We start from the raw sequence: 22,446 nt of genomic DNA, 5'->3' as shown, positions 1-22,446 counted from the left end.
TGGACGTAGAAGAGAGAGTTGAGAGAAGGCTTGTTTTTAGATTAAGAAGACGCGAATAAGAAGAGATAGAAATCATAAAGAATATTGGCGGCGATAGTGCGGTGGGTCCACCTGATTCCATACCGAACTCAGAAGTGAAACGCCGTAATGCCGATGGTAGTGTGGGGCATCCCCATGTGAGAGTAGGTCACCGCCAAGCCTGATACGAACCCCTGATGTGAGTGCATCGGGGGTTTTTGCTTTTCTGGTGGGAAGATAATAATAAACAGAAGAAGATTGTACAACTGCAGACAATAAAACCTACCTGAATTGTTATATACAAATTTTGTGCTAATTGTTATTCTTTAAAGGGTAACTGTTGATGTTTTAAGGAGAAAATTATGTATTTTTTAGATGGCTTACCAATTGCCGCTATTGTTTTTGTCGTGCTTGTTGGCGTATTGCTTTATTCTACGCTTAAGACTGTTCCTCAGGGCTATAACTGGACTATTGAACGTTTTGGTCGTTATACCCGTACTTTAATGCCTGGTTTGAATTTTGTTGTTCCATTCGTTGATCGTGTAGGTCGTAAAATTAATATGATGGAACAGGTTTTAGATATTCCATCACAAGAAGTTATTTCAAAAGATAATGCCAACGTAGCTATTGATGCGGTATGTTTCGTTCAAGTTATTGATGCACGTAATGCTGCTTATGAAGTAAATCATTTAGAGCAAGCTATCATCAACCTTACTATGACAAATATTCGTACTGTATTAGGTTCTATGGAATTGGATGAAATGTTATCTCAGCGCGATTCTATTAATAGCCGATTACTGTCTATTGTGGATGAAGCCACAAATCCTTGGGGAATCAAAGTCACCCGTATTGAAATCCGCGATGTTCGTCCTCCACATGAACTTATTGCAGCGATGAATGCACAAATGAAAGCAGAACGTAATAAACGTGCAGATATTTTGGAAGCAGAAGGGGTGCGTCAAGCTGAGATTTTACGAGCAGAAGGGGAAAAACAATCGCGCATTCTGAAAGCCGAAGGGGAAAGACAAGAGGCATTCTTACAGGCTGAAGCCCGTGAACGTGCAGCTGAAGCAGAAGCAAAAGCGACTCAAATGGTATCTGATGCTATTGCTAATGGTGATACTAAAGCAATTAATTACTTTATTGCACAAAAATATACTGAGGCTTTAAAAGAAATTGGTGGTTCGGATAACAGTAAGGTTGTTTTAATGCCTTTAGAAGCGGGTAATTTAATCGGTTCAATTGCAGGAATCTCTGAGCTATTAAAATCCGATAAAAGAACAAATTAATAAAGTAGAGGTTGGTATGGAATGGTTAACAGACTGGGGTGTTTGGCATTGGCTTATTCTTGGTTTTGTCTTGCTTATTGCTGAAATTTTAGTGCCTGGTGTTTTTCTTTTATGGTGGGGATTATCTGCCATTGTGATTGCAGTTATTACAAAATTGATTCCTACGCTACCTCTTTCTTTTCTTGCGGTAATGTACGCCGTTATTGCCAGTATTTTCAGTATTATCTGGTGGCGTTATCAACACGCTAAAGATCAAATCGATCAATCAAAAAGTGTTCTTAACCAACGGGATCATGCAATGATAGGGGCGCAGGGCAAAGTTTTGGAAATTGGTGAAAATGGTATTGGTAGAGGCGCTTTTGGCGATACTACTTGGCGAATACAAGGATGTGATTTAGCTGTCAATGACATTGTTGAAGTAACCGCTGTGGATAGCATTACATTAAAAGTTAACAAGATTTAAGGATATTAATGAAGCATTTAATTATTTTTGCTCACCCTAACCAACAAAGTTTTAATCGAGCTTTAGTAGAATGTATTGTTCAGGCATCGCATGAAATGAATGTAGAAACGATTGTGCGAGATCTTTATACGTTAAATTTTAATCCCATTTTATCTTGGGATGAATTAGGTGCTTGTCAGGCTGGTATTGTACCGGCAGAAGTGAAATTTGAACAAAGTCTGATAAAACAAGCTGATTTGATTACGTTGGTCTATCCTCTTTGGTGGATGGGATTTCCAGCAATTTTGAAAGGCTATTTGGATCGCGTGTTGAGTTATGGCTTTGCCTATCAAACTGAAAATGGTTGTTCGGTAGGTTTATTGAGCAATAAGAAAATGCAGCATTTTATCACCATGGGAAATAATCTTGAGCGTTACCAAAGTCTGAATTTTGATAAAGCGTTGCAAACCTGTTTGGTTGATGGTTTATTTAATTTCTGTGGTATTACGGATATTCAGCATGATATTTTTGGCGATATACATTTATTAAATGAAGCAGGTTATTTGAATATTTTTAATCGTGCGACACAAAAAACGCAAGAAAATCTGACCGCACTTTTAGCGAAAGAGGATAAGGCATAATGCAAGAGAACCTACAATTAAATAACTTTTCTTTGATTAGTCGATTATTTGGTAATTTATTTTATCGCCAGCCGACAGAACCTATTTTATCCGGTGTATTTGCTTGGCTAAATCAAGGTAATTTATCTCAAGTTTGGGCATTAAACGAAGATAATGACAGCCAAAAGGCGTTAGATTCATTACAAATGGCAATTGATTTAACCTTGTTAGATAAAGAATACCAAAAGCTTTTTGGTGAATCCGGAAATGTTGCAACGGAAATTTCTGCGTATGACATTTCTATTGAAGAGTTTCATGCTTTTCGTCAAGTTCGTGGTTTGCCTGAAGCCGAGGATATCGATCATTTTGCCATGTTATTGTTAACCGCATCTTGGTTGGAAGATAATGCGGATTCTTTAAGCACTCAACAGGAATTATTTGAACGTTTTCTTCTGCCTTGTGCAGCTAAGTTTTTAGTGAAAGTTGAAACACAGGCTACACTGCCGTTTTATCGTTCTTTGGCTTATTTAACGCGTGAAATTCTCTCTGCGATGGCTGATGAGTTAGATTCAGAAGCATTATAAAAAATCATTCAAAATAAAGGTGAGCTTGCGGCTCACTTTTTTTGTATCTAGTCTTTATATAAATGATTGTCTTCATTCGGTTGTGTTTTAAAGCGGCGATGGAGCCACATATACTGTTCAATGCCTTTCATAATTTCTGTTTCAATCACTTGGTTCATTCTTGCCGCAATTTCAGTTTCATCATGTAGATCAGAAAAATCGACCGGCGGAGAGATAGTGACCGTATAGCCGGAATTATCTGCGTTTCTAAGCGGCGCGAAAGGAATCACTTTACTGTTTGGAGAAGACTTTAATAAGTAATAACTACCGGTTGTTGTTGCAGCGTGAGGAACCGCAAAGAACGGCACGAAAACGGCATTTTTTCGACCATAGTCGTGGTCAGGTGCATACCAAATAATATCGCCGTTTTTTATTGCCTTAATCATGCCACGAAGATCTTTACGATCCAGCATCGCTTTATTGGAGCGTAATCTCCCTTGTGTTTGAACCCAATCAAACAATGGATTATCGTTAGGGCGATAAACCCCAATCCCCGGTTGATGAATGCCAACAATACGAGCGCCCAATTCAAGCGTTAAGAAATGTACGCCGACGAAAATGATGCCATCGGCCAAATTGTTTTGTAAATAACTAAGTCCTTCAATTTTTGACCATTTTTTTATACGGTGATCAGACCAAAACCACGCCATGCCGGTTTCAATAATCGCCATACCAGTAGAGCGTAAATTGGCGTGTAAAATCTGATGAATTTGTTGTTCAGACCAGTCAGGAAAGCAAAGTTCCAGATTACGTTTCGCGATCTTAGCGCGTCTTTTGCCCACACCGGTTTTAGCAAACAGCCAACCTAATCCATTGCCAATTTTGCATAAAATAGGGTAAGGCAGAAGTAAAATTAAGCGGAAAATACCGAGAGCGAGCCAAAAGCCCCAGTGTTTTGGATGGAGAAATTCAATTTTAAATGTCGGAAGAACTGATTTTGCCATAAGGATTACAGGGTGACTTCAATTGGTTTTTAGTTTAACGGAATTTTTAGGAAATAGCATTTCCCCTGTGGTAATATTAGCAAAATTTTTTATTTCAATAAGTTAAGAGAAAATCAAATGGGTCAATATTCTGCACAATTTAATCAGGCAAAAGTTTTGGTATTAGGCGATGTGATGTTGGATCGCTATTGGTTTGGTGCGACCAATCGAATTTCGCCGGAAGCGCCGGTGCCGGTGGTACGCGTTCAGAAAAATGAAGAGCGTGCGGGCGGTGCAGCAAACGTGGCGATGAACATTGCGTCATTAAATGTGCCGGTACAGTTGCTTGGTTTGACCGGTCAGGATGAGGCGGGTGTTGCATTAACCGCATTATTACAACAACAAAAAATCGATTGTAACTTTGTCCAATTATCTACCCATCCAACGATTACCAAGTTACGTATTTTATCCCGTCATCAACAGCTTTTACGTCTTGATTTTGAAGAAGGCTTTCAAAATGTGACAAGCGAAAATTTATTACAAAAATTAGAAAGTGCGATCAAAAATTACGGCGCTTTAGTGCTTTCGGATTACGGCAAAGGTACCTTAAATGATGTACAAAAAATGATTCAAATTGCGCGCAATGCCAATGTGCCGGTGTTGATCGATCCGAAAGGGACTGATTTTGAACGTTATCGTGGAGCCACTTTGTTAACACCGAATATGTCGGAATTTGAAGCGGTCGTGGGGAAATGTCATTCCGAACAAGAGATTATCGACAAGGGGCTGAAACTCATTTCAGACATCAATCTCACCGCACTTTTGGTGACACGTTCTGAAAAAGGCATGACCTTATTGCGTCCAAATCAACCGGTATTCCATTTGCCGACAGAGGCAAAAGAAGTCTTTGATGTGACAGGGGCAGGCGATACGGTGATCAGTGTGCTTGCAATCGCGTTAGCGGATGGCCGTAGTTTTGAAGAGGCCTGTTATTTATCCAATGTGGCCGCCGGTATTGTGGTGGGTAAATTGGGCACATCAACCGTTTCAACTGTCGAGTTGGAAAATGCGATTCATGGACGAACTATCACCGGTTTTGGTGTGATGACCGAAGATGAATTGAAACAAGCGGTTAAATTGGCAAAAGATCGTGGCGAGAAAATCGTGATGACAAATGGGTGTTTTGATATTTTGCATCCTGGTCACGTGTCTTACTTAGGAAATGCCCGTAAGCTAGGTGATCGTTTAATTGTTGCTGTGAATACGGATGAATCGGTAAAACGCTTAAAAGGGGAAGAACGACCGATTAATCATTTGGCCTCGAGAATGGCGGTGCTTGCCGGTCTTTCTTCTGTGGATTGGCTGGTTGCCTTTGATGAAGATACGCCGCAACGTTTAATTGGTGAAGTCTTGCCTGATTTATTGGTGAAAGGCGGCGACTATAAACCGGAAGACATTGCCGGTAGTAAAGAAGTCTGGGCAAACGGTGGCGATGTGAAAGTACTGAATTTTGAGAATGGTTTTTCCACATCGAACGTGATCAAGAAAATTAAGCATTTGGAAAAATAAAGCCAATAAAAAAGCGCGGGTAAACCGCGCTTTTTTGTTTATAAGTGATGCAAAATTTCTTCAATATGCTTTAAACCATTTAATCGAGTGGAACTTAACCGTTGAGCAATGCCTAATTCATTGAAATAAGTGGTTAGATCAAATTGGTGCAAAGCTTCAGCCGTTTGATTTTCAATGCGCTGCAACAAAATCCATAACAAGCCATTCATAATCCGCGCTTCGCTGTAAACTTGAAAGTGAAAAGTGCGGTCCGTTTTTTCGGTGAATTTAAACCAGACTTGCACTTCACAGCCCGGAATGGTTTGCATCGTTGCCAATTCTTCTTCATTTGGCTCAGGAAGATTTTTTCCTGCTTGAATAATCAAGCGATAGCGATCTTCCCAATGTTTTGTTTCAACTAATTGTTGTTCAATATTCATCTTAATAACTCTAAACTTTTATCTAATGCGTTAAAGAAGGTTTCGACCTCTGTGGCTACATTGTACGGCGCAAAAGATAAGCGCAACGTAGCCGTTTGTCCTAAACGCGCCAAATAAGGCTGGGCACAATGTTCTCCAACGCGTAGTGCAATCTGTTGTTCTGCGAGTAAGGTGGCTAAATCGGAAGCATTAATGTCTTCAAAAACGAAACTGACCACCGAACTTGGTTGTGGCGAATTAAAGAGTTTACATTTTTCATAATGGCTTAAGCGCTGGCGAGTGATTTCTGCTAAATGTACAGCGGAGGATTCCATTTCTGCAATATCCCATTGGCTTAGCCACGCTAACACTGCATTAAAACCAATGACGGCAGCAATATTGGGTGTGCCGGCTTCTAAACGGTAAGGCAATCCTGAAAACGTAATTTGCTCTTTGCTGACTTTGCTGATCATTTTACCGCCATATTGGAGCGGTTGTAGCAAATTGAGTGAGGATAATTTTCCGCTTAACACGCCAAGTCCGGTTGGCCCGTAAATTTTATGGGCGGAAAAAGCAATAAAATCCACATCCAATTCGGCTAAGTCGATTTTAACGTGGCTAATTGCTTGCGCTGCATCTAACAAAATTAAGGCAGAACTCTTGTCTCGAATATGCTGAATCAGTTGTTTGACTGGTTGCTGAGTACCGGTGACATTTGATGCAAAATTTAACGCCACCAGTTTAGTGTTTGGATTTAATTGTTTTAGCAAGGTTTCGGTGTTAATTAACCAACTATCATCCATCGGTAATACATGAAGTTTTGCCCTGCTTTTTTCGGCAATTTGATGCCAAGTAACGAAATTGGCGTGATGATCCGCTTCACTAATAATAATTTCATCGCCAGTCTTTAGATGTGGCAATAAGCCATTTGCAACGGTATTAATCGCTTGAGTGGTGCCCGATGTCCAAATGACGGCTTGTTCATCTTCTGCATTAATGAGATGTTTTACTTGGGTACGTGCTTGTTCATAAAGTGCGGTCTGTTTTTCATCATATTGGCTACGATGCACCGAACCGGCAGACCGGTAAAAATCCACCGTGGCATCAATGAGACATTGTGGTTTTAATGCTGTTGCGGCGTTATCTAAATACACCACCGCATCGTTATGCGTGAAATAAGGAAAATATTGACGAAATGTCATAGGCTCAAAATTCATATAGCTTACCTTTTGGAATGACGCCATAAGTGCGGTTCAATTGGAGAACGATCCTGCCATAAACCAAGGCGTTTATTTTGGGCAATTTGTTCGGCTTGGGTATAAATGGGCGTCGTCGCATATTGTTTATATGCCCAGGCCATGCCTTGCTGCACCATGATTAAATTGACATTTTGCCCTTGGGAATTATATACCGTGGCTAACGTGCGATGATAACGATCTTCTCCTGTAACCGCCAGTTTGACATGTTGTTGGTGAATGAGTGAAGCGAGTCGTTGACGAGATTTTTTACCGAAAGGTTGGTTATGCTCAGGGGCGTCAATTTCGGCTAAACGTACTTTTATCTGTTGGTTATTTGTGGTTAGGCAGCTAAAGGTGTCGCCATCAGTGATGCCTACAACACGACAGGTAAGCGTTTTTGCCTGAAGTGTAAAAGAGAGCAGCAACAGTAGAATGCAGAAAAATCCTTGTGGCATAATCATTAGCGCATTAAAAGTGCGGTCGTTTTTCTCGGTAAATTTTAAGCGGAAGGGAAGATTCAGTTACAAAAAAAGCTGCGTTTTACCGCAGCTTTCATTTTTCTGAAACTTATCATTGGTGCCTAGGGTCGGACTCGAACCGACACGTTTATTCAACGGCGGATTTTGAATCCGCTGCGTCTACCAATTTCGCCACCCAGGCAACACTGATAAGTCTCGTAAAAACGAGCGGTATTATAAGGGATTGTATTTCAGTTGCAAGTAAAAACTTTGTAATTTTATTTAACTGTATAAAATTCAACACATTTGATGATTTTTTATCTGTGAAATGTTGACCGCACTTTTTTCTTTTTCTGGCTTTATTCCCTCCACGTTTTGAATAAAAAATTCCCCTCCTAACCAAATAGGAGTAAAATTATTTTAAAGTTTAAAAAAAAGTTGAGTTTTTATAATGTATCGGAAAGTTTTTGATTTAGTCAGATCGTTGCTTGTATTGTATTTCATGTTGTATTTGGGCGAACTTATCGCCTATTACGTTCCTATTGGTATTCCATCGAGTATTTGGGGATTATTGTTACTGTTTACTTGTTTGATATTACGTATCGTCAAAGTGGAGTGGGTGATGTTTTCCTCCCGTCTTTTAATTCGTTATATGGCGTTATTATTTGTGCCGGTCAGTGTGGGAATCGTCAAATATTCCGGCTTGCTCATGGATCAAATGAAAGAATTATTAGTGCCGAATATTGTCAGTACTTGCGTGACCTTGGTTGTGATCGGTTTACTGTCTGACTATCTGTTTTCCCTCAAATCCTTTACGCACCTCAAACATAAAATCATGAAAAAACGGATGAAGGAGGAATGATGTCTTATTTTGTTTATGCTTATACATTATTGACAATTCTTGCTTTTGTTTTGGCGGTGAAAATCAATCAACGTTGGAAATCGGTGGTATTAAATAGCTTTGTGTTAACCGTGCTAATGTTAGTGGCTATCTTGTTGGCATTTCATCTACCTTATGACACCTATATGGCCGGCAATGCGCCGCTGAATAATTTATTGGGCGTGAGTATTGTTGCATTGGCGGTGCCGTTATATGAACAAATTCGTCAAATTGCTCGTCATTGGCAAATCATTTTGATTACCACCGTGTCCGCCTCTCTTTTATCTATGATTAGCGGCGCCGTATTGGCATTACTTCTCGGGGCGAAACCAGATATTGTGGCGACCATTTTACCGAAATCTATTACTACACCGATTGCCATGGCAGTATCTGAAAATTTGGGTGGGATTCCTTCGGTGGCAGCTGTTGGGGTTGTTGTTGCCGGTTTGCAAGGTTCGATTTTTGGTTATCTGCTCTTGAAAAAAATCGGGTTGAAAAATCAAGAAGCGATCGGTTTATCCGTTGGGGCGATTTCTCATGCGCTAGGTACGGTCAGTTGCATGGAAAATAATGCAAAGGCAGGGAGTTACAGTTCCATTTCTTTAGTATTGTGCGGTATCATTAGCTCAATTTTGGCACCTTTTGTCTTCAAATTGATCTACGTATTGGTATAGCATGAAAAATCAAATTAATCCCCGTTGGCAGCAACGTTTTATTGACGATAAACCACGGGAAAAAGACCACCGTCCGCCGTTTCGTCGTGATCGCGGGCGTATTCTTCATTCCGCCGCTTTTCGTTGTTTACAAGCAAAAACGCAAATTCATGCGGTGGGCGAAAATGATTTTTACCGCACTCGATTAACCCATTCTTTAGAAGTGGCACAAATCGGCAGTAGCCTTGTGGCGCAACTCAAATTTGCTGAAGCCTTTGCTACCTTGGCACAACAACTGTCTCAGGATAAAAGCGAGTTGCAAAAGCAACTTAGCCCTTTGTTGCCCACCAATGATTTAATCGAAAGTTTGTGTTTTGCGCACGACATCGGCCATCCGCCTTTTGGGCATGGTGGCGAGGTCGCACTCAATTATATGATGCGCAATAATGGCGGTTTTGAGGGAAATGCACAGACTTTTCGGTTGCTCACCAAGCTTGAACCTTACACGCCCAATGCCGGAATGAATTTAACCCGTCGCACCATTCTTGGCATTGTGAAATACCCGACCATTTTGGATGTCTCTTCCGCGCAATATGATCAATTCGCTGAAAGCCAACACAGTGATCCTCGTTATGTCAAAATCGCTGACTGGCGGCCCGGGAAAGGATTATTCCGTGACGATCTTGACATGTTTAACTGGTTGCTTGAGCCGCTTTCTGAAAGCGATCGTGCGTTATTCGGTTCACTCCAAAAAGTGCGGTCAAATCCGCAAGAGATTTTAAAGACTCGTTTTAAATCCCTCGACTGTAGCATTATGGAGCTAGCGGATGACATCGCTTATGGCGTGCATGATTTGGAAGATGCCGTCGTCGTCGGTGTGGTCAATGTGCAGCAATGGCAAGAGGCCTTGAATGCATTGAAAGACTGTCAATCAGATTGGATGCGACAACATATTGAAGATATCAGTACAAAACTGTTTTCCGATCAACATTACTTACGCAAAAACGCTATCGGTGCGTTAGTGAATTATTTCATCACCAATGTGCGTTGGAAAATTCAACCTGAGTTTAGCGATCCGCTGTTGCGTTATAACGCCGAATTACCGTCGGAAGTGGTGGGCGTGCTAAAAGTATTCAAAAATTTTGTCCAGAAATACGTGATCAATAATGTGGAAACGCAACGTGTAGAATACAAAGGTCAGCGTATTTTGACGGAACTGTTCCAAATTTTTGATTCGGATCCGCAACGCTTACTCCCAACCAACACCGCCAACCGTTGGCGGAATGCAGAAGAAAACGGTAAAAAACGCGTGATTTGCGATTACATTGCCGGCATGTCGGATGCGTATGCATTGAAAGTGTATCAGCAACTTTAAAGTGCGGTCGTTATTTATCATAAATGTGAAATGGCGCTTGCTGAGCTTGTCGAAGCATAAGTCATTTCATTACTATTTTTTTTATTTTTAAAGGATTTTTTGTGGCACTTATCAGCTTAACCAACGGATATCTTTCTTTCAGCGATGCCCCTTTATTGGATCATGCCGAACTACATATTGAGCCTAATGAGCGCGTGTGTTTAGTCGGTCGCAATGGCGCCGGCAAATCTACGTTGCTTAAAATTATTGCCGGAGATGTCATTATGGATGACGGCAAAGTGCAGTATGAAAAAGACTTGGTCGTGTCCCGCTTGGAGCAGGATCCGCCGCGCCATGCAGAAGGCAATGTGTTTGATTATGTGGCGGAAGGGATTGAGCATTTGGCGGATTTATTGAAGGAATACCATCATATTTCCGTGCAGCTAGAGCAGTATTACAGTGATCAGACGTTAAATCAGCTTGCCCAAATTCAAGCGAAATTGGAACACGCTAACGGTTGGCAATTTGAAAATAAAATCAATGAAGTGTTACAAAAATTGGAATTAAATCCGAATACTAAGCTTGCTGATTTATCCGGTGGTTGGTTGCGTAAAGCTGCTTTGGCGCGTGCCTTGGTGTGTAATCCGGATGTACTGTTGTTGGATGAGCCGACTAACCACTTGGACGTGGATGCCATCGAATGGCTAGAAAATTTCCTGATGGAATTTGGCGGGAGCATCGTGTTTATTTCCCATGACCGTTCTTTTATTCGCAAAATGGCGACCCGCATCGTGGATTTAGATCGCGGCAAATTGGTTTCTTACCCCGGCAACTATGATTTATACCTTACCGCGAAAGAAGAAAACTTGCGGGTAGAAGCGTTACAAAATGAGCTGTTTGATAAACGCTTAGCGCAAGAAGAGGTTTGGATTCGCCAAGGCATTAAAGCCCGTCGCACCCGTAATGAAGGACGCGTGCGCGCGTTAAAAGCCATGCGCGAAGAACGTCGCCAACGTCGTGACGTGATGGGCACCGCAAAATTGCAATTAGACACGTCTAGCCGCTCCGGCAAAATCGTGTTTGAAATGGAAAACGTCAGTTACGACATTGACGGCAAACAATTACTTAACGATTTTAGTACCACCATTTTACGCGGCGACAAAATCGCTTTAGTCGGCCCGAACGGGTGTGGTAAAACCACCTTTATCAAATTGCTGCTCGGTGAAATTCAACCCACAAGCGGTTCTATTCGTTGTGGTACTAAATTGGAGATTGCCTATTTTGACCAATACCGTGCTGATCTTGATCCGGAAAAATCCGTGATGGATAACGTTGCCGATGGCAAGCAGGACGTGGAAGTCAACGGCATCAAACGCCATGTGTTGGGCTATTTGCAAGATTTCTTGTTCCCACCGAAACGCGCCATGACGCCGGTAAAAGCCCTTTCCGGTGGTGAACGTAACCGCTTGTTATTGGCAAAATTATTATTGAAACCGAATAATTTATTGATTCTCGATGAACCGACTAACGACTTGGACGTAGAAACCTTAGAGCTTTTGGAGGAAATCCTCACCGATTACCAAGGCACATTGCTCATCGTCAGCCACGACCGTCAATTCATCGACAACACTGCAACGGAATGTTACATCTTTGAAGGCAAAGGCGTGTTGAACAAATACGTTGGTGGCTTCTTCGATGCCAAACAGCAACAAGCCAATTATTTCGCTCAAAAAACTGAACAGAATGCAGAGAAACAGAAAAAAGTTGAGCCGAAAAAAGAAGAAAGTGCGGTGGAAAATAAATCGGTTTCCAATAAACCCAAATCCGTCAAACTTTCTTACAAAGAACAGCGTGAACTGGAACAACTTCCGCAACTGTTGGAAGATTTAGAAGAAAAAATCACCGCACTTCAAACCGAAATCGGTGACCCGAATTTCTTCCAACAATCTCACGATGTGACGGATGCCAAGCTGAAAGCCTTGGCTGACGCCGAAGTCGAACTGGAAACGGCATTTATGCGTTGGGAAGCATTGGAAGAGAAGAAAAATTTGGCGGAAGGGAAGTAGTTAAATTGTTTGGTATGAAATAAAAAAGTGCGGTGAATTTTTACCGCACTTTTTTTGTTAAATCAGGTTACTAATAAAAATTACCAAAATAATAAACGGCACGACAAATTTCACATAGTTAAACCAAATGTTGGTAAAGAGAGAATTTGGTGTCGGAGAGAGTTCTTTTTTCGCTTCGTCTTTTAGCACGAAACCAACGAAAAGGGCGCAACCAAGTGCGGTTAACATAAACAGAATATTGCCGCTGACAAAATCAAAGGCATCGAAAATGCTTTTACCGAAGAAGGTCACGTCTTTCCACAGATTGTCGCCGAGAATTGCCGGTACGTTGCCTAAAAGGAAGATACCGCCCAAGGTCAAGATAATGGCTTTGCTACGACGCATTCTGAGTTTTTCTTGCAGGGCTGTGATAATCACTTCGTAAATGGTAATAGATGTCGTTAAAGCGGCGATAAGCAATAAGCCGAAGAAGATAATTGCAAAGAATTTACCTGCCCATAAATGGGAGAACACAATCGGCAAACTTTGGAACACTAAGGTTGGGCCTGCATTTGGTTCAATACCGAAGGTAAACAAGGATGGGAAGATCATAAAGCCGGCTAACACGGCGATAATGGTGTTACTGAAGCCGGTGATAACGGCGGTTTGGATTAAATTTTCTTCTTTATTTAAGTAACTGGATAGGGTGATTAATACGCCAAAACCCAGACTTAATGCGAAGAAAACTTGACCTAATACAAAAATAAATAATTCCGCGGTGATTTTAGAGAAATCCGGTTTGAGGTAGAACGTAATCCCTTCCATGGCGCCCGGTAAGGTCACGTTACGAATGACCATACCGATTAAGAAAATAAACAACAATGGCATTAAGTATTTCACTGAGCGCTCGATACCACCGATAATGCCTTTTGCCAAAATAATGTAATTCACCAATACGAAAAGTGCGGTGTAAATGATGATTTCAACCGGACTGTTACTGATGTGTAAATCGTAGAAATCTTTAGCTACATCTTTGGTGATCGGCACAGAAATATCGAGAGTACCGCTGATGAGATTGATGATATAGGTAATTACCCAGCCGCCAAGCACCATGTAATAAGCCATGATCCCAAATGCTCCCAATAAGCCCATGTAGCCGATGATTTTCCAGTATTTTGAAATGCCTTTACCTTTATCAAGGATCTTGTCACCGAAGGCATCGATGGAGTTAACACGTAAACGACGGCCGATGACGTTTTCTACTAAAATCATCGGGATCCCAATTAAAATCATGGCTAAACAGAACAGCATGACATAGGCACCACCGCCGTGTTCTCCCACTAAATAAGGAAAGCGCCATGTTGCGCCAAAGCCTACGGTTGCACCGGCAACGGTAAGTACATAAGTTAAGCGACTGGACCAAGTTTGTCTTTCTGATTTTGTTGTCATAAGTTTTCCTGTATTTTTAATATTCTGTTTTATTTTTATATTCACATAAATCTTCAATCATGCACGCACCACAACGAGGTTTACGGGCGACACAGGTGTAACGTCCGTGCAAGATTAACCAATGGTGGACATCCACTTTAAATTCGGCGGGCACGACTTTAATCAATTTTTCTTCGACTTTCACCACATCTTTGCCGGGAGCAAACGCCGTACGATTGCAGACGCGAAAAATATGGGTATCCACGGCGATAGTCGGGTGTCCAAATGCGGTGTTTAACACGACATTCGCGGTTTTTCTTCCCACGCCGGCAAGTGCTTCTAACGCTTCGCGATCTTCCGGGACTTCGCCGTTATGTTTTTCAATTAAGTCACGGCAGGTTTTAATGATATTTTCTGCTTTGCTATTAAATAAGCCGATAGTTTTAATGTATTCCTTTAAACCATCTACGCCTAAAGCCAAAATCGCTTGTGGCGTATTGGCGACAGGAAACAGCTTATCCGTCGCTTTATTCACCCCTTTATCGGTGGCTTGTGCCGACAAAATCACCGCAATTAATAATTCAAAGGGCGAGCTGAAATTCAGTTCCGTTGTTGGGTGCGGGTTTGCCGCACGCAGACGTTTTAGAATCTCAATTCTTTTTTCTTTATTCATACTTTTCCTTCTACTTTTTTGCTTGTGCAAAAAAGTAGCAAAAAACACACCCCAAGCTAATTTGCTTGTCTGAGCTTGGTGAGAATTTTCCTTACGGAAAATTTAGAACTCGCAACTAGGTTGCTCAAACAAGCTAAATTTTCCTAAAAATTCTCAGTCGCTCAGGCAAATTAGATGGGGACGAATTATCTGAGCATTATTTATTTTTAAACTACTTTTTTGTATCTATGATATTTTTTAACGCTAATAGCAATGCTAAACCGATAAATGCACCGGGAGGCAAAATTGCCAGTAGCAGATTACTGTCGCTATGGAAAAACTCAATTCGCATAAATGCAGCCCAATCGCCTAGCAGATTTTCAATGCCGTCAAACAGGGTGCCGTTGCCGATAATTTCACGGATAGCACCGAGAGCGACCAAACCAAGCAACATGCCCAATCCCATAGAAAAACCATCCCATGCAGAATGGGCTATGCTGTTTTTAGAGGCGAAAGCCTCCGCACGACCGATTACAATACAGTTGGTGACGATAAGCGGAATGAAAATACCGAGCGATTGATAAAGTTCGTAAGTATAAGCGTTCATCAATAATTGCACCACCGTTACTGTGCTGGCGATGATCATGACATAAATCGGAATACGAATTGCATTTGGAATGTGTTTACGGAATACGGAAACCACCGTGTTGGTACAAGTAAGCACCAGCATAGTGGCTAAACCTAAACCCAGAGCATTAGTGACGGAGTTGGAGACTGCCAATAATGGACACAAGCCAAGCAGTTGCACCACCGTGGAGTTATTGGTCCAAATGCCCTGAATGAAGATTGTTTTCCAAATGTTGTTTTTATCTGAAATATTCACCGCACTTTGAGTGTCATTTGCTTGTGAGGTTTCTACGGTCTCATTTAATTTATCCATTATTCTTTCTCTTTCGGCAAGTTGTCCAACATGGCAAGTGCCGCGCGTTTTACTTGGTTGACAACGGCACGCGGCGTAATCGTGGCGCCGGCAAATTGATCGAATTTCCCACCATCTTTTTTTACCGCCCATTCTGCCGCTTTCTCTTGGCTGATGATTTGATGATCAAAACTCAAAATCCAATTGGAAATGCGCGTTTCGATTTTATCGCCTAAACCCGGTGTTTCATGATGTTCTGTAATTCGCACACCAAGCACTTCACCGTCCGGTTTCATGCCGACTAAAATACGAATATCACCGGAGTAACCGTCATGTGCCACGCTTTCAAAAGCATAAGCGGTGATTTTGCCGTCTTTTTTGGCTGTACAGATTTTTTGAATCGCGACATTTTGCAATGCGTCGATTTTCGGTACATCACAATCTTGTGTTAAATCGTTAGTAAAGTAGTCCTGTGGAATTACTTGCAATAACAACGCCCGTTGTTGCTCTTGCATTGCTTGAGCGATTTTATCTTTAGTTAAAAAATAAACCCCACTGGATATTGCCGTGCAACAAAATGCCACGAATGCCAACAACATAGCGGATTTTGAAGTAACTTTAATGGTTTGCATGGCGAAGTCCTTATTTCCGATGGCCGGCAACGCGCGGACGGGTATAGTGGTCAATTAATGGCACACAAATGTTACTGAGTAAAATAGCGAATGCGACACCGTCAGGATAATTGCCGTAAAAACGGATTAAATATAGTAAGCTCCCCACGAGAACACCAAATACCAGTTTGCCTCGTGGCGTAATAGAGGCGGTAACAGGATCGGTGGCGATAAAAAATGCACCGAACATCATGGCACCGCTGAATAACTGTCCCGGTACGGTTAAGTGTGCACCATTGCCGAAGAGTTCGGTGAGCAAGCTCAATAGCGTAAAACTGCCTAGCATCGCCACCGGAATTTGCCAGTGAATCACCTTTTTCAGTATTAAAAAGATGCCGCCCAGTAAAAAGGCTAGGTTAATTTGCCACCAACCTTGTGCGAAGTCCCAACCGTTTTGCGTGAAAATCGGTAAGTTAGTCAATTCATAAAATGCCACTTCGGAACATATCGCATCGGTTATGCAGGAACTAGCAGAAGAATAAAAGGTTCGTACGGTATCTAACGGTGTTGCTTGCGTAATGCCGTCAATGGACGCCGTTAATTGATGAAGACTAAAACCGTCGGAAGTCAGTCCGGAGAAAATCAACAATGCCGCATCATGAAAGGTCGGCGGCTCCGCCAATAACGCAATGGGCGGCATCCAAGTGGTCATTTGTAATGGGAACGATACGAGCAGCACCACATACCCCACCATGGCAGGGTTAAACGGATTCTGTCCCAAACCACCATAAACATGCTTGCCGAGAATCACCGCACAAAATGTGCCAATAAGAATAATCCAATAAGGTGCATAAGGCGGAATCGCCACAGCAAGAATCAGTGCGGTTAAAATGACGCTAAAATCAGAAATATCGCTCAGAGCCGGTCTTTTGCGTAATAGCGAGACGCTCCATTCCAGTAATAACGCCAGTCCGATGGCTAATGCGGATTGAATCAATACGCCAAATCCAAAATAATAAATTTGCAAAATGATTGCCGGAATCATGGCGAGAATCACCCAAAACATCACGCGCGCCGTGAGTTTGCCTGAATGGGTGTGAGGTGAACTGATCATCTTAAACATGTATATTCCTTAATCCTGTTCATTTTGTTGTGCCTGTTGAGCGGCTTTTTTCGCTTTGGCACGTGCGATAGCAGCGGCAATGGCAGCTTTGCGCGGATCCGTTTCCACAGGTTTTTCATTTGAAATTTGAACCGCACTTTGTGCTGTTTCAGGTTCGGTAGAGGTTACGAGTTCCCCTTGCTGAGCGGCTTTCTTCGCTTTAGCACGTGCGATAGCAGCGGCAATGGCAGCTTTGCGCGGATCCGTTTCCACAGGTTTTTCATCTGAAATTTGAACCGCACTTTGGGCTGTTGCCGGTTCGGTAGAGGCTACGGTTTCTCCTTGCTGAGCGGCTTTCTTCGCTTTAGCACGTGCGAGTGCGGCAGCAATCGCAGCTTTGCGTGGATCCGTTTCTGCTGATTTTTCATCTGGAATTTGAACCGCACTTTGGTCTGTTGCCGGTTCGGTAGAGGTTACGGCTTCTGCTTGCTGCGCCGCTTTTTTCGCTTTGGCACGCGCGAGTGCGGCAGCAATCGCAGCTTTGCGTGGATCAGTTTCCACTGGATTTTCATCTGGAATTTGAACCGCACTTTGGACTGTTGTCTGTTCGGTAGAGGTTGCGGTTTCCCCTTGCTGCGCCGCTTTTTTCGCTTTAGCACGTGCGAGTGCGGCGGCAATCGCAGCTTTGCGCGGATCCGTTTCTGCCGGATTTTCATCTGAAATTTTAACCGCATTTTGTGCTGTTGCCGGTTCGGCAGACGCTACGGTTTCCGCTTGACGAGCTAATCGGCGAGCCTTGCGTTGTGCCATGATGTCGCTATTGTCAGGCTGAATATGGCCTTTTTCATCAATAAGGGTTTTTTGCTCAATTTGCGCATTTTCTGCAGACTCGGCTTTTTTCGCTTTTAAACGTTCTAAGGCAGCAGCGACCGGATCGACGCCTTTTTGCTGTGCTAATTCTTCACGGCGTGCTGCAGCGGCTCGTTGAGAACGCGCTTTGCGCTCTTGTTCTTCCCGTTCTAGGCGGGCTTGGCGTTGTTCAAAACGGATCTTCGCTTCTTCTGCTAATTTTGCTTTATGTTTAATTTCCCAAATTTTGGCTTTTTCTTGGCGGAAATATTGAATAAGCGGAATGTGGCTTGGGCAAACGTAGGCGCACACACCACATTCAATACAGTCTTTGAGAGAATATTCTTCCGATTTTTCGTGATTTTCGCTTCGCGCAAACCAATAGAGTTGCTGCGGCATCAGTTTTACCGGGCAAGCGTCGGAACAGGCTGAACAACGGATACAGTTTTTTTCCGGTTCCGGTGGCGCATATTCAAAATGATCCGGTGCCAATAAGCAGTTTGCTACTTTGGTCATCGGCGCATTTAAGTCAGGTAGAATCACGCCCATCATTGGACCGCCCATGAAGACCGGGAAGCGGTTGTCATATTGGTAGCCAGTTTCGCGCAATAAATGCGAAATTGGGGTACCGAAGCGTGCCCAATAATTGCCTTTATTAGGAATTTTATCGCCGGTGAGGGTAACAACGCGCTCAATTAATGGCTCATCATCAAGTACAGCTCGTTTAATGGCAAAGGCGGTTCCCACGTTTTGCATGAGTACACCAATGCTATAAGAACGTTGTCCGCTTGGTACTTCCATGCCGGTCAGCACTTGAATGAGTTGTTTTGCTGCGCCGGAAGGGTATTTGGTCGGAATGACGCGGATTTCAATATCATTAGCGCCATGTAACGCACGTTCTAAGGCAGATACGGCTTCAAGTTTATTGTCTTCTATGGCGATAACGACTTTTTCAGGGCGCAAAATATAACGCAAAATACGCACGCCCTCGATGATTTCATCGGCGTAATCGCGCATTAAGCGATCATCGCAGGTGATGTAGGGTTCACATTCTGCGCCATTAATAATCAACAGTTTAACTTGTTTTTCAGCAGAGTGAATTTTGGCGGCTGTCGGGAATACCGCGCCACCCAAGCCGGCAATACCTGCTTGATAAATTTTTTCAATCAGCTGTTCCCGAGTTTTGGTGAAAAAATCCTCGATTGGCATTTGTGGTCGCCATTGATCCAAGCCGTCTGCTTGAATATGTACGCAGGTTTCTGTCAATCCGGATGGGTGTGCTGCGACATAAGGCTCTACGGCAATGACCGTACCGGAGGTTGGTGCATGAACAGGTAAGGTGCGCCAGCCATCGCCTTGTGTCAGAGGTTGTCCTTTGAGAACCAGATCCCCAGGTTTTACCAACAGGTTTCCTGCAGTACCGGCGTGTTGTTTTAGCGGGACATAAAAATTATCGGGCAGAGGGAGCGTGCGAATAGGCGTGCCGTTAGATTGGGATTTCATATCCGGTGGATGAATGCCGCCGTCAAATTCCCAAAGTTTGCCACTGTTGAAACGTGTTAATACATCCGCCATTTATTTCCCCACAATGATTTTCTTTTCAACCGATGTGGTATCAACAATCGGAATCACTAAATTAGGATCGAATTTCCAATCCCAAGTATCAATATTTTTTTCGACTTTAATCATGGAAATACAGCTCGTTGGGCAAGGCTCAACACAAAGCTCGCAACCGGTACATAAATCAGGAATGATGGTATGCATGAGTTTATTGCTACCGATAATGGCATCCACCGGACAAGCCTGAATACATTTGGTACAGCCGATACACATATTCTCGTCAATAAAGGCGACTTTCGGTGTAGGATCTTCTGCTAAATCGTCTGTTTCCGGTGGTTCAACACCAAGGAGTTCGGCAATTTTAATGACAGTTGGTCTGCCGCCTGGAATACATTTCGTAATCACATCCCCATTGGCAATAGCTTCTGCGTAGGGTTTGCAACCGGGATAGCCACATTGTCCACATTGGCTTTGCGGTAAAATCGCATCGATTTTTTCGACAATAGGATCCGCTTCGACTTTCAGTTTTACGGATGCAAAGCCCAAAATAGCGCCGAAAATCAGCGCCAATACAACAATGGCAATGAGAACATAATAGAAAGTCGCCATTATAGTTTCACCAATCCGGTAAAGCCCATGAAGGCGAGAGACATTAAGCCTGCCGTAATCAAGGCGATAGATGCGCCGCGAAATGGCATCGGTACATCAGCGGCAACCAGACGTTCACGCAATGCGGCAAATAAGACTAAAACTAAGGCAAAACCGGCAGAGGCACCAAAGCCATAAGCCACCGATTCCGTTAAATTATGCGCAAGATTCACGTTTAACAGCGCCACGCCAAGCACGGCACAGTTGGTGGTAATGAGCGGTAGGAAAATCCCTAATAAACGATATAACATTGGGCTGGTTTTATTGATCACCATTTCGGTGAATTGCACCACCACGGCAATCACTAAAATAAAGACGAGTGTCCGTAAAAAAGTTGCGTTCAATGGCGCGAGAATATAATTATCCACCAAATAGGAACAAAGCGCCGCCACTGTCAGCACAAAGGTTGTTGCCAAGCCCATGCCGATAGCGGTTTCGATTTTTTTTGAGACGCCCATAAAAGGGCAGAGTCCAAGGAATTTCACCAACACGAAGTTATTAATCAATGCCGTGCTGATGATCAGTAGAATGTAATGTGTCATAGCGTTCAATTCGTTCGTATAAGCGGTGTATTATCGCCATTTATGGGCTTAAGAACAATAAAAAATTGGGAGAAATTCTAGCAAAAACCACCGCACTTTTTTATACGTCGAAAAGCGTATTTTGGAAAAGTGCGGTGGAAAATTCGAGAGATTTTATTTAACGGTGATTTCTTTCTGGAGGAATTGAGCAAGATCAGGATGTTCAAACTGAAACCCTTGAGCTAGCAAATGTTGTGGTACGAGATTTTGACTGTCGAGTAATAAATTTGCACGTTCGCCGAGTAACATTTTCAACATAAACGCCGGAGCGGTTGCCATGTGAGGGCGGCGTAAGGTTTCACCTAATAACACATTAAATTCGGCGTTACGTATGGCATGTGGTGCAACAAAATTAAATGCGCCCCGGCAATCGGCATTTTCCAATAAAAATAAAATGCCACGTACCATATCCTCTAAGGCAATCCAACTCCAGAACTGTTTGCCGGAACCCAGTTTTCCACCTAGTCCACAACGATATAACGGCAACATTTTTGCCAATGCACCACCTTGTGTGCCGAGTACCATGCCGGTGCGTATGAGGCATACTCGCGTGTTGGCTTTTAAGGCTGCGGCTTCCCACTGTTGACATAAGCGGGCAGCAAAATGATTTGCCGGGGGCGTATTTTCATCAATAAGTTGTTCGCCACAATCACCGTAATAACCTGTGGCGGAACCGGAAATAAAACAGTGTGGCGGATCGTCGCTACGATTTATCAGGTGTGTCAGTTTTTCGGTTAATGAAATGCGGCTAGATTCTAACCGCTCTTTTTGTGTGGTTGTCCAGCGACGAGAAAATATTGGTTCTCCTGCTAAATTAATGATCGCATCGAATTGATTAAAATGCTGAAAGTAATCCAATGTATTAATGAATTCAATGGGATAGGGGAGTTGTTGTTTGGCTTTTGCCGGATGGCGCACCAAGGCGGTAATTTGATGATTTTTCGCCAATAATGAAGGAATCAAGGCGCTTCCGATAAAACCAGTGGCGCCAGTAAGGAGAATTTTCATACAGTTTTTCTGTTTTTGTCGCACTTAAAGGGTATTTTCGAATAACTCTTGAATACGCAACATTAAGTTATTGATGTCGGTTTCTTTGGTTGGTGTCACAAAAATGGTGTCATCGCCGGCAATGTTGCCCAAAATGCCTTCCATTTTACTCACGGAATCCAGCAGACGCGCGATAAGTTGTGCTGCGCCCGGTGTTGTCCGAATGACGATAAGCATATTGTTATGATCAATGTCTAATACTAAATCTTTTAAGGAACTCCGCGTATTTGGCACGCTTAACTCACTTGGCAAGCAATAGACCATTTCCATACGGGTATTACGGGTGCGAACCGCCCCAAATTTACTGAGCATACGGGAGACTTTCGATTGATTAACTGTGCTAAATCCCATTTTATGTAATTCGGTGACAATTTCACTTTGTGAACCGTATTTTTCTTGGCGCAATAAATCTTTGAATGCTTTTGTCAGGTTATCTGGATTTTCGTTTAACATGAGCCTTTCTCTTATCAGATTAAAGTGGCTGAATTTTGCATAAAAATAGCGTTTTTAGCAAATAAATATTTACTTTATAAGGTGAA

The 22,446-nt window shown here is 42.7% G+C and carries 23 protein-coding genes, 1 tRNA gene and 1 rRNA gene; 10 read left to right on the top strand and 15 right to left on the bottom strand.

Annotation, left to right across the window (positions count from 1 at the left end; genetic code table 11):
* Nucleotides 1-83: 83 nt before the first annotated feature.
* The 5 genes from rrf (at nucleotide 84) to J5A60_RS05515 (ending at nucleotide 2,953) form a co-directional block, all read left to right on the top strand.
* Nucleotides 84-199 (top strand): 5S ribosomal RNA (rrf, locus tag J5A60_RS05535).
* 181 nt (nucleotides 200-380) lie between these two features.
* Nucleotides 381-1,307: an SPFH domain-containing protein gene (locus J5A60_RS05530; RefSeq protein ID WP_212509719.1), complete on the top strand. Its 927-nt coding sequence runs from the start codon at nucleotides 381-383 to the stop codon at nucleotides 1,305-1,307.
* A 16-nt stretch (nucleotides 1,308-1,323) separates the two neighbouring features.
* On the top strand, nucleotides 1,324-1,770 hold the full coding sequence (locus J5A60_RS05525; RefSeq protein WP_109128716.1) for an NfeD family protein: 447 nt from the start codon (nucleotides 1,324-1,326) through the stop codon (nucleotides 1,768-1,770).
* Nucleotides 1,771-1,778: 8 nt separating this feature from the next.
* The gene (locus J5A60_RS05520) at nucleotides 1,779-2,390 is read left to right on the top strand and encodes an NAD(P)H-dependent oxidoreductase (protein ID WP_212509718.1); all 612 of its coding nucleotides are present in this window, start codon (nucleotides 1,779-1,781) and stop codon (nucleotides 2,388-2,390) included.
* Entirely contained in the window at nucleotides 2,390-2,953 is a 564-nt protein-coding gene (locus J5A60_RS05515) for a molecular chaperone (protein WP_212509717.1), read from the top strand. Before J5A60_RS05520 ends, J5A60_RS05515 begins: the two co-directional genes overlap by 1 nt.
* Before the next feature lie 47 nt (nucleotides 2,954-3,000).
* Here the strand turns inward: J5A60_RS05515 and J5A60_RS05510 are convergent, their stop codons facing one another.
* Nucleotides 3,001-3,936, bottom strand: a complete 936-nt coding sequence (locus tag J5A60_RS05510; protein WP_212509716.1) for a Kdo(2)-lipid IV(A) acyltransferase — start codon at nucleotides 3,934-3,936, stop codon at nucleotides 3,001-3,003.
* 117 nt (nucleotides 3,937-4,053) lie between these two features.
* Between J5A60_RS05510 and hldE the strand changes: the two genes are divergently transcribed.
* Complete coding sequence (gene hldE / locus J5A60_RS05505) at nucleotides 4,054-5,484, top strand: bifunctional D-glycero-beta-D-manno-heptose-7-phosphate kinase/D-glycero-beta-D-manno-heptose 1-phosphate adenylyltransferase HldE (RefSeq protein WP_212509715.1); 1,431 nt, start codon at nucleotides 4,054-4,056, stop codon at nucleotides 5,482-5,484.
* Between the two features lie 38 nt (nucleotides 5,485-5,522).
* Here the strand turns inward: hldE and J5A60_RS05500 are convergent, their stop codons facing one another.
* The 4 genes from J5A60_RS05500 to J5A60_RS05485 all read right to left on the bottom strand — a co-directional run bounded on the left by J5A60_RS05500 (nucleotide 5,523) and on the right by J5A60_RS05485 (nucleotide 7,780).
* Nucleotides 5,523-5,903, bottom strand: coding sequence for a SufE family protein (locus J5A60_RS05500; protein ID WP_048750547.1), 381 nt, complete (start codon nucleotides 5,901-5,903; stop codon nucleotides 5,523-5,525).
* On the bottom strand, nucleotides 5,900-7,099 hold the full coding sequence (locus J5A60_RS05495; protein WP_212509714.1) for an aminotransferase class V-fold PLP-dependent enzyme: 1,200 nt from the start codon (nucleotides 7,097-7,099) through the stop codon (nucleotides 5,900-5,902). Before J5A60_RS05495 ends, J5A60_RS05500 begins: the two co-directional genes overlap by 4 nt.
* Nucleotides 7,100-7,104: 5 nt before the next feature.
* Nucleotides 7,105-7,581 (bottom strand): thermonuclease family protein, encoded by a 477-nt coding sequence (locus tag J5A60_RS05490; protein ID WP_212509713.1) that lies wholly within the window; start codon nucleotides 7,579-7,581, stop codon nucleotides 7,105-7,107.
* Between the two features lie 113 nt (nucleotides 7,582-7,694).
* Nucleotides 7,695-7,780, bottom strand: a tRNA-Leu gene (locus J5A60_RS05485).
* Between the two features lie 249 nt (nucleotides 7,781-8,029).
* On the opposite strand from J5A60_RS05485, the gene J5A60_RS05480 reads away from it, so the two are divergent.
* The 4 genes from J5A60_RS05480 to J5A60_RS05465 all read left to right on the top strand — a co-directional run bounded on the left by J5A60_RS05480 (nucleotide 8,030) and on the right by J5A60_RS05465 (nucleotide 12,531).
* Nucleotides 8,030-8,440 carry a CidA/LrgA family protein gene (locus tag J5A60_RS05480; RefSeq protein ID WP_212509712.1) on the top strand — a complete coding sequence of 137 codons (411 nt, stop codon included), beginning with the start codon at nucleotides 8,030-8,032 and terminating at the stop codon, nucleotides 8,438-8,440.
* Nucleotides 8,440-9,132 carry a CidB/LrgB family autolysis modulator gene (locus J5A60_RS05475; protein ID WP_371817612.1) on the top strand — a complete coding sequence of 231 codons (693 nt, stop codon included), beginning with the start codon at nucleotides 8,440-8,442 and terminating at the stop codon, nucleotides 9,130-9,132. Before J5A60_RS05480 ends, J5A60_RS05475 begins: the two co-directional genes overlap by 1 nt.
* A 1-nt stretch (nucleotide 9,133) precedes the next feature.
* Entirely contained in the window at nucleotides 9,134-10,486 is a 1,353-nt protein-coding gene (locus J5A60_RS05470; RefSeq protein WP_109103856.1) for an anti-phage deoxyguanosine triphosphatase, read from the top strand.
* 101 nt (nucleotides 10,487-10,587) lie between these two features.
* Nucleotides 10,588-12,531 carry an ABC transporter ATP-binding protein gene (locus J5A60_RS05465; RefSeq protein WP_212509710.1) on the top strand — a complete coding sequence of 648 codons (1,944 nt, stop codon included), beginning with the start codon at nucleotides 10,588-10,590 and terminating at the stop codon, nucleotides 12,529-12,531.
* Between the two features lie 57 nt (nucleotides 12,532-12,588).
* On the opposite strand, the gene J5A60_RS05460 is transcribed toward J5A60_RS05465, so the two are convergent.
* The 10 genes from J5A60_RS05460 to argR all read right to left on the bottom strand — a co-directional run bounded on the left by J5A60_RS05460 (nucleotide 12,589) and on the right by argR (nucleotide 22,360).
* The gene (locus J5A60_RS05460; protein ID WP_212509709.1) at nucleotides 12,589-13,959 is read right to left on the bottom strand and encodes a sodium-dependent transporter; all 1,371 of its coding nucleotides are present in this window, start codon (nucleotides 13,957-13,959) and stop codon (nucleotides 12,589-12,591) included.
* A gap of 16 nt (nucleotides 13,960-13,975) precedes the next feature.
* Nucleotides 13,976-14,611, bottom strand: a complete 636-nt coding sequence (nth, locus tag J5A60_RS05455; protein WP_111306457.1) for an endonuclease III — start codon at nucleotides 14,609-14,611, stop codon at nucleotides 13,976-13,978.
* 211 nt (nucleotides 14,612-14,822) lie between these two features.
* Complete coding sequence (locus J5A60_RS05450; RefSeq protein ID WP_048750538.1) at nucleotides 14,823-15,530, bottom strand: electron transport complex subunit E; 708 nt, start codon at nucleotides 15,528-15,530, stop codon at nucleotides 14,823-14,825.
* Entirely contained in the window at nucleotides 15,530-16,141 is a 612-nt protein-coding gene (gene rsxG / locus J5A60_RS05445; RefSeq protein WP_109858747.1) for an electron transport complex subunit RsxG, read from the bottom strand. The genes J5A60_RS05450 and rsxG overlap by 1 nt, the downstream gene beginning before the upstream one ends.
* 10 nt (nucleotides 16,142-16,151) lie before the next feature.
* A complete protein-coding gene (gene rsxD, locus J5A60_RS05440) occupies nucleotides 16,152-17,243 on the bottom strand; it encodes an electron transport complex subunit RsxD (RefSeq protein WP_109858748.1) in 1,092 nt (363 codons plus the stop codon).
* Nucleotides 17,244-17,252: 9 nt separating this feature from the next.
* The gene (gene rsxC, locus J5A60_RS05435) at nucleotides 17,253-19,646 is read right to left on the bottom strand and encodes an electron transport complex subunit RsxC (RefSeq protein ID WP_212509708.1); all 2,394 of its coding nucleotides are present in this window, start codon (nucleotides 19,644-19,646) and stop codon (nucleotides 17,253-17,255) included.
* Entirely contained in the window at nucleotides 19,647-20,240 is a 594-nt protein-coding gene (rsxB, locus tag J5A60_RS05430; protein ID WP_212509707.1) for an electron transport complex subunit RsxB, read from the bottom strand.
* The gene (gene rsxA, locus J5A60_RS05425) at nucleotides 20,240-20,821 is read right to left on the bottom strand and encodes an electron transport complex subunit RsxA (protein ID WP_212509706.1); all 582 of its coding nucleotides are present in this window, start codon (nucleotides 20,819-20,821) and stop codon (nucleotides 20,240-20,242) included. The genes rsxB and rsxA overlap by 1 nt, the downstream gene beginning before the upstream one ends.
* Before the next feature lie 153 nt (nucleotides 20,822-20,974).
* A complete protein-coding gene (locus tag J5A60_RS05420; RefSeq protein ID WP_212509705.1) occupies nucleotides 20,975-21,868 on the bottom strand; it encodes a TIGR01777 family oxidoreductase in 894 nt (297 codons plus the stop codon).
* A gap of 24 nt (nucleotides 21,869-21,892) precedes the next feature.
* Nucleotides 21,893-22,360, bottom strand: a complete 468-nt coding sequence (gene argR / locus J5A60_RS05415; RefSeq protein ID WP_109432508.1) for a transcriptional regulator ArgR — start codon at nucleotides 22,358-22,360, stop codon at nucleotides 21,893-21,895.
* Nucleotides 22,361-22,446 lie beyond the last annotated feature (86 nt).

Source organism: Aggregatibacter sp. oral taxon 513 (assembly GCF_018128305.1).
GTDB lineage: Bacteria > Pseudomonadota > Gammaproteobacteria > Enterobacterales > Pasteurellaceae > Aggregatibacter > Aggregatibacter segnis_A.
This window is presented reverse-complemented; position numbering and strand designations above follow the sequence as displayed.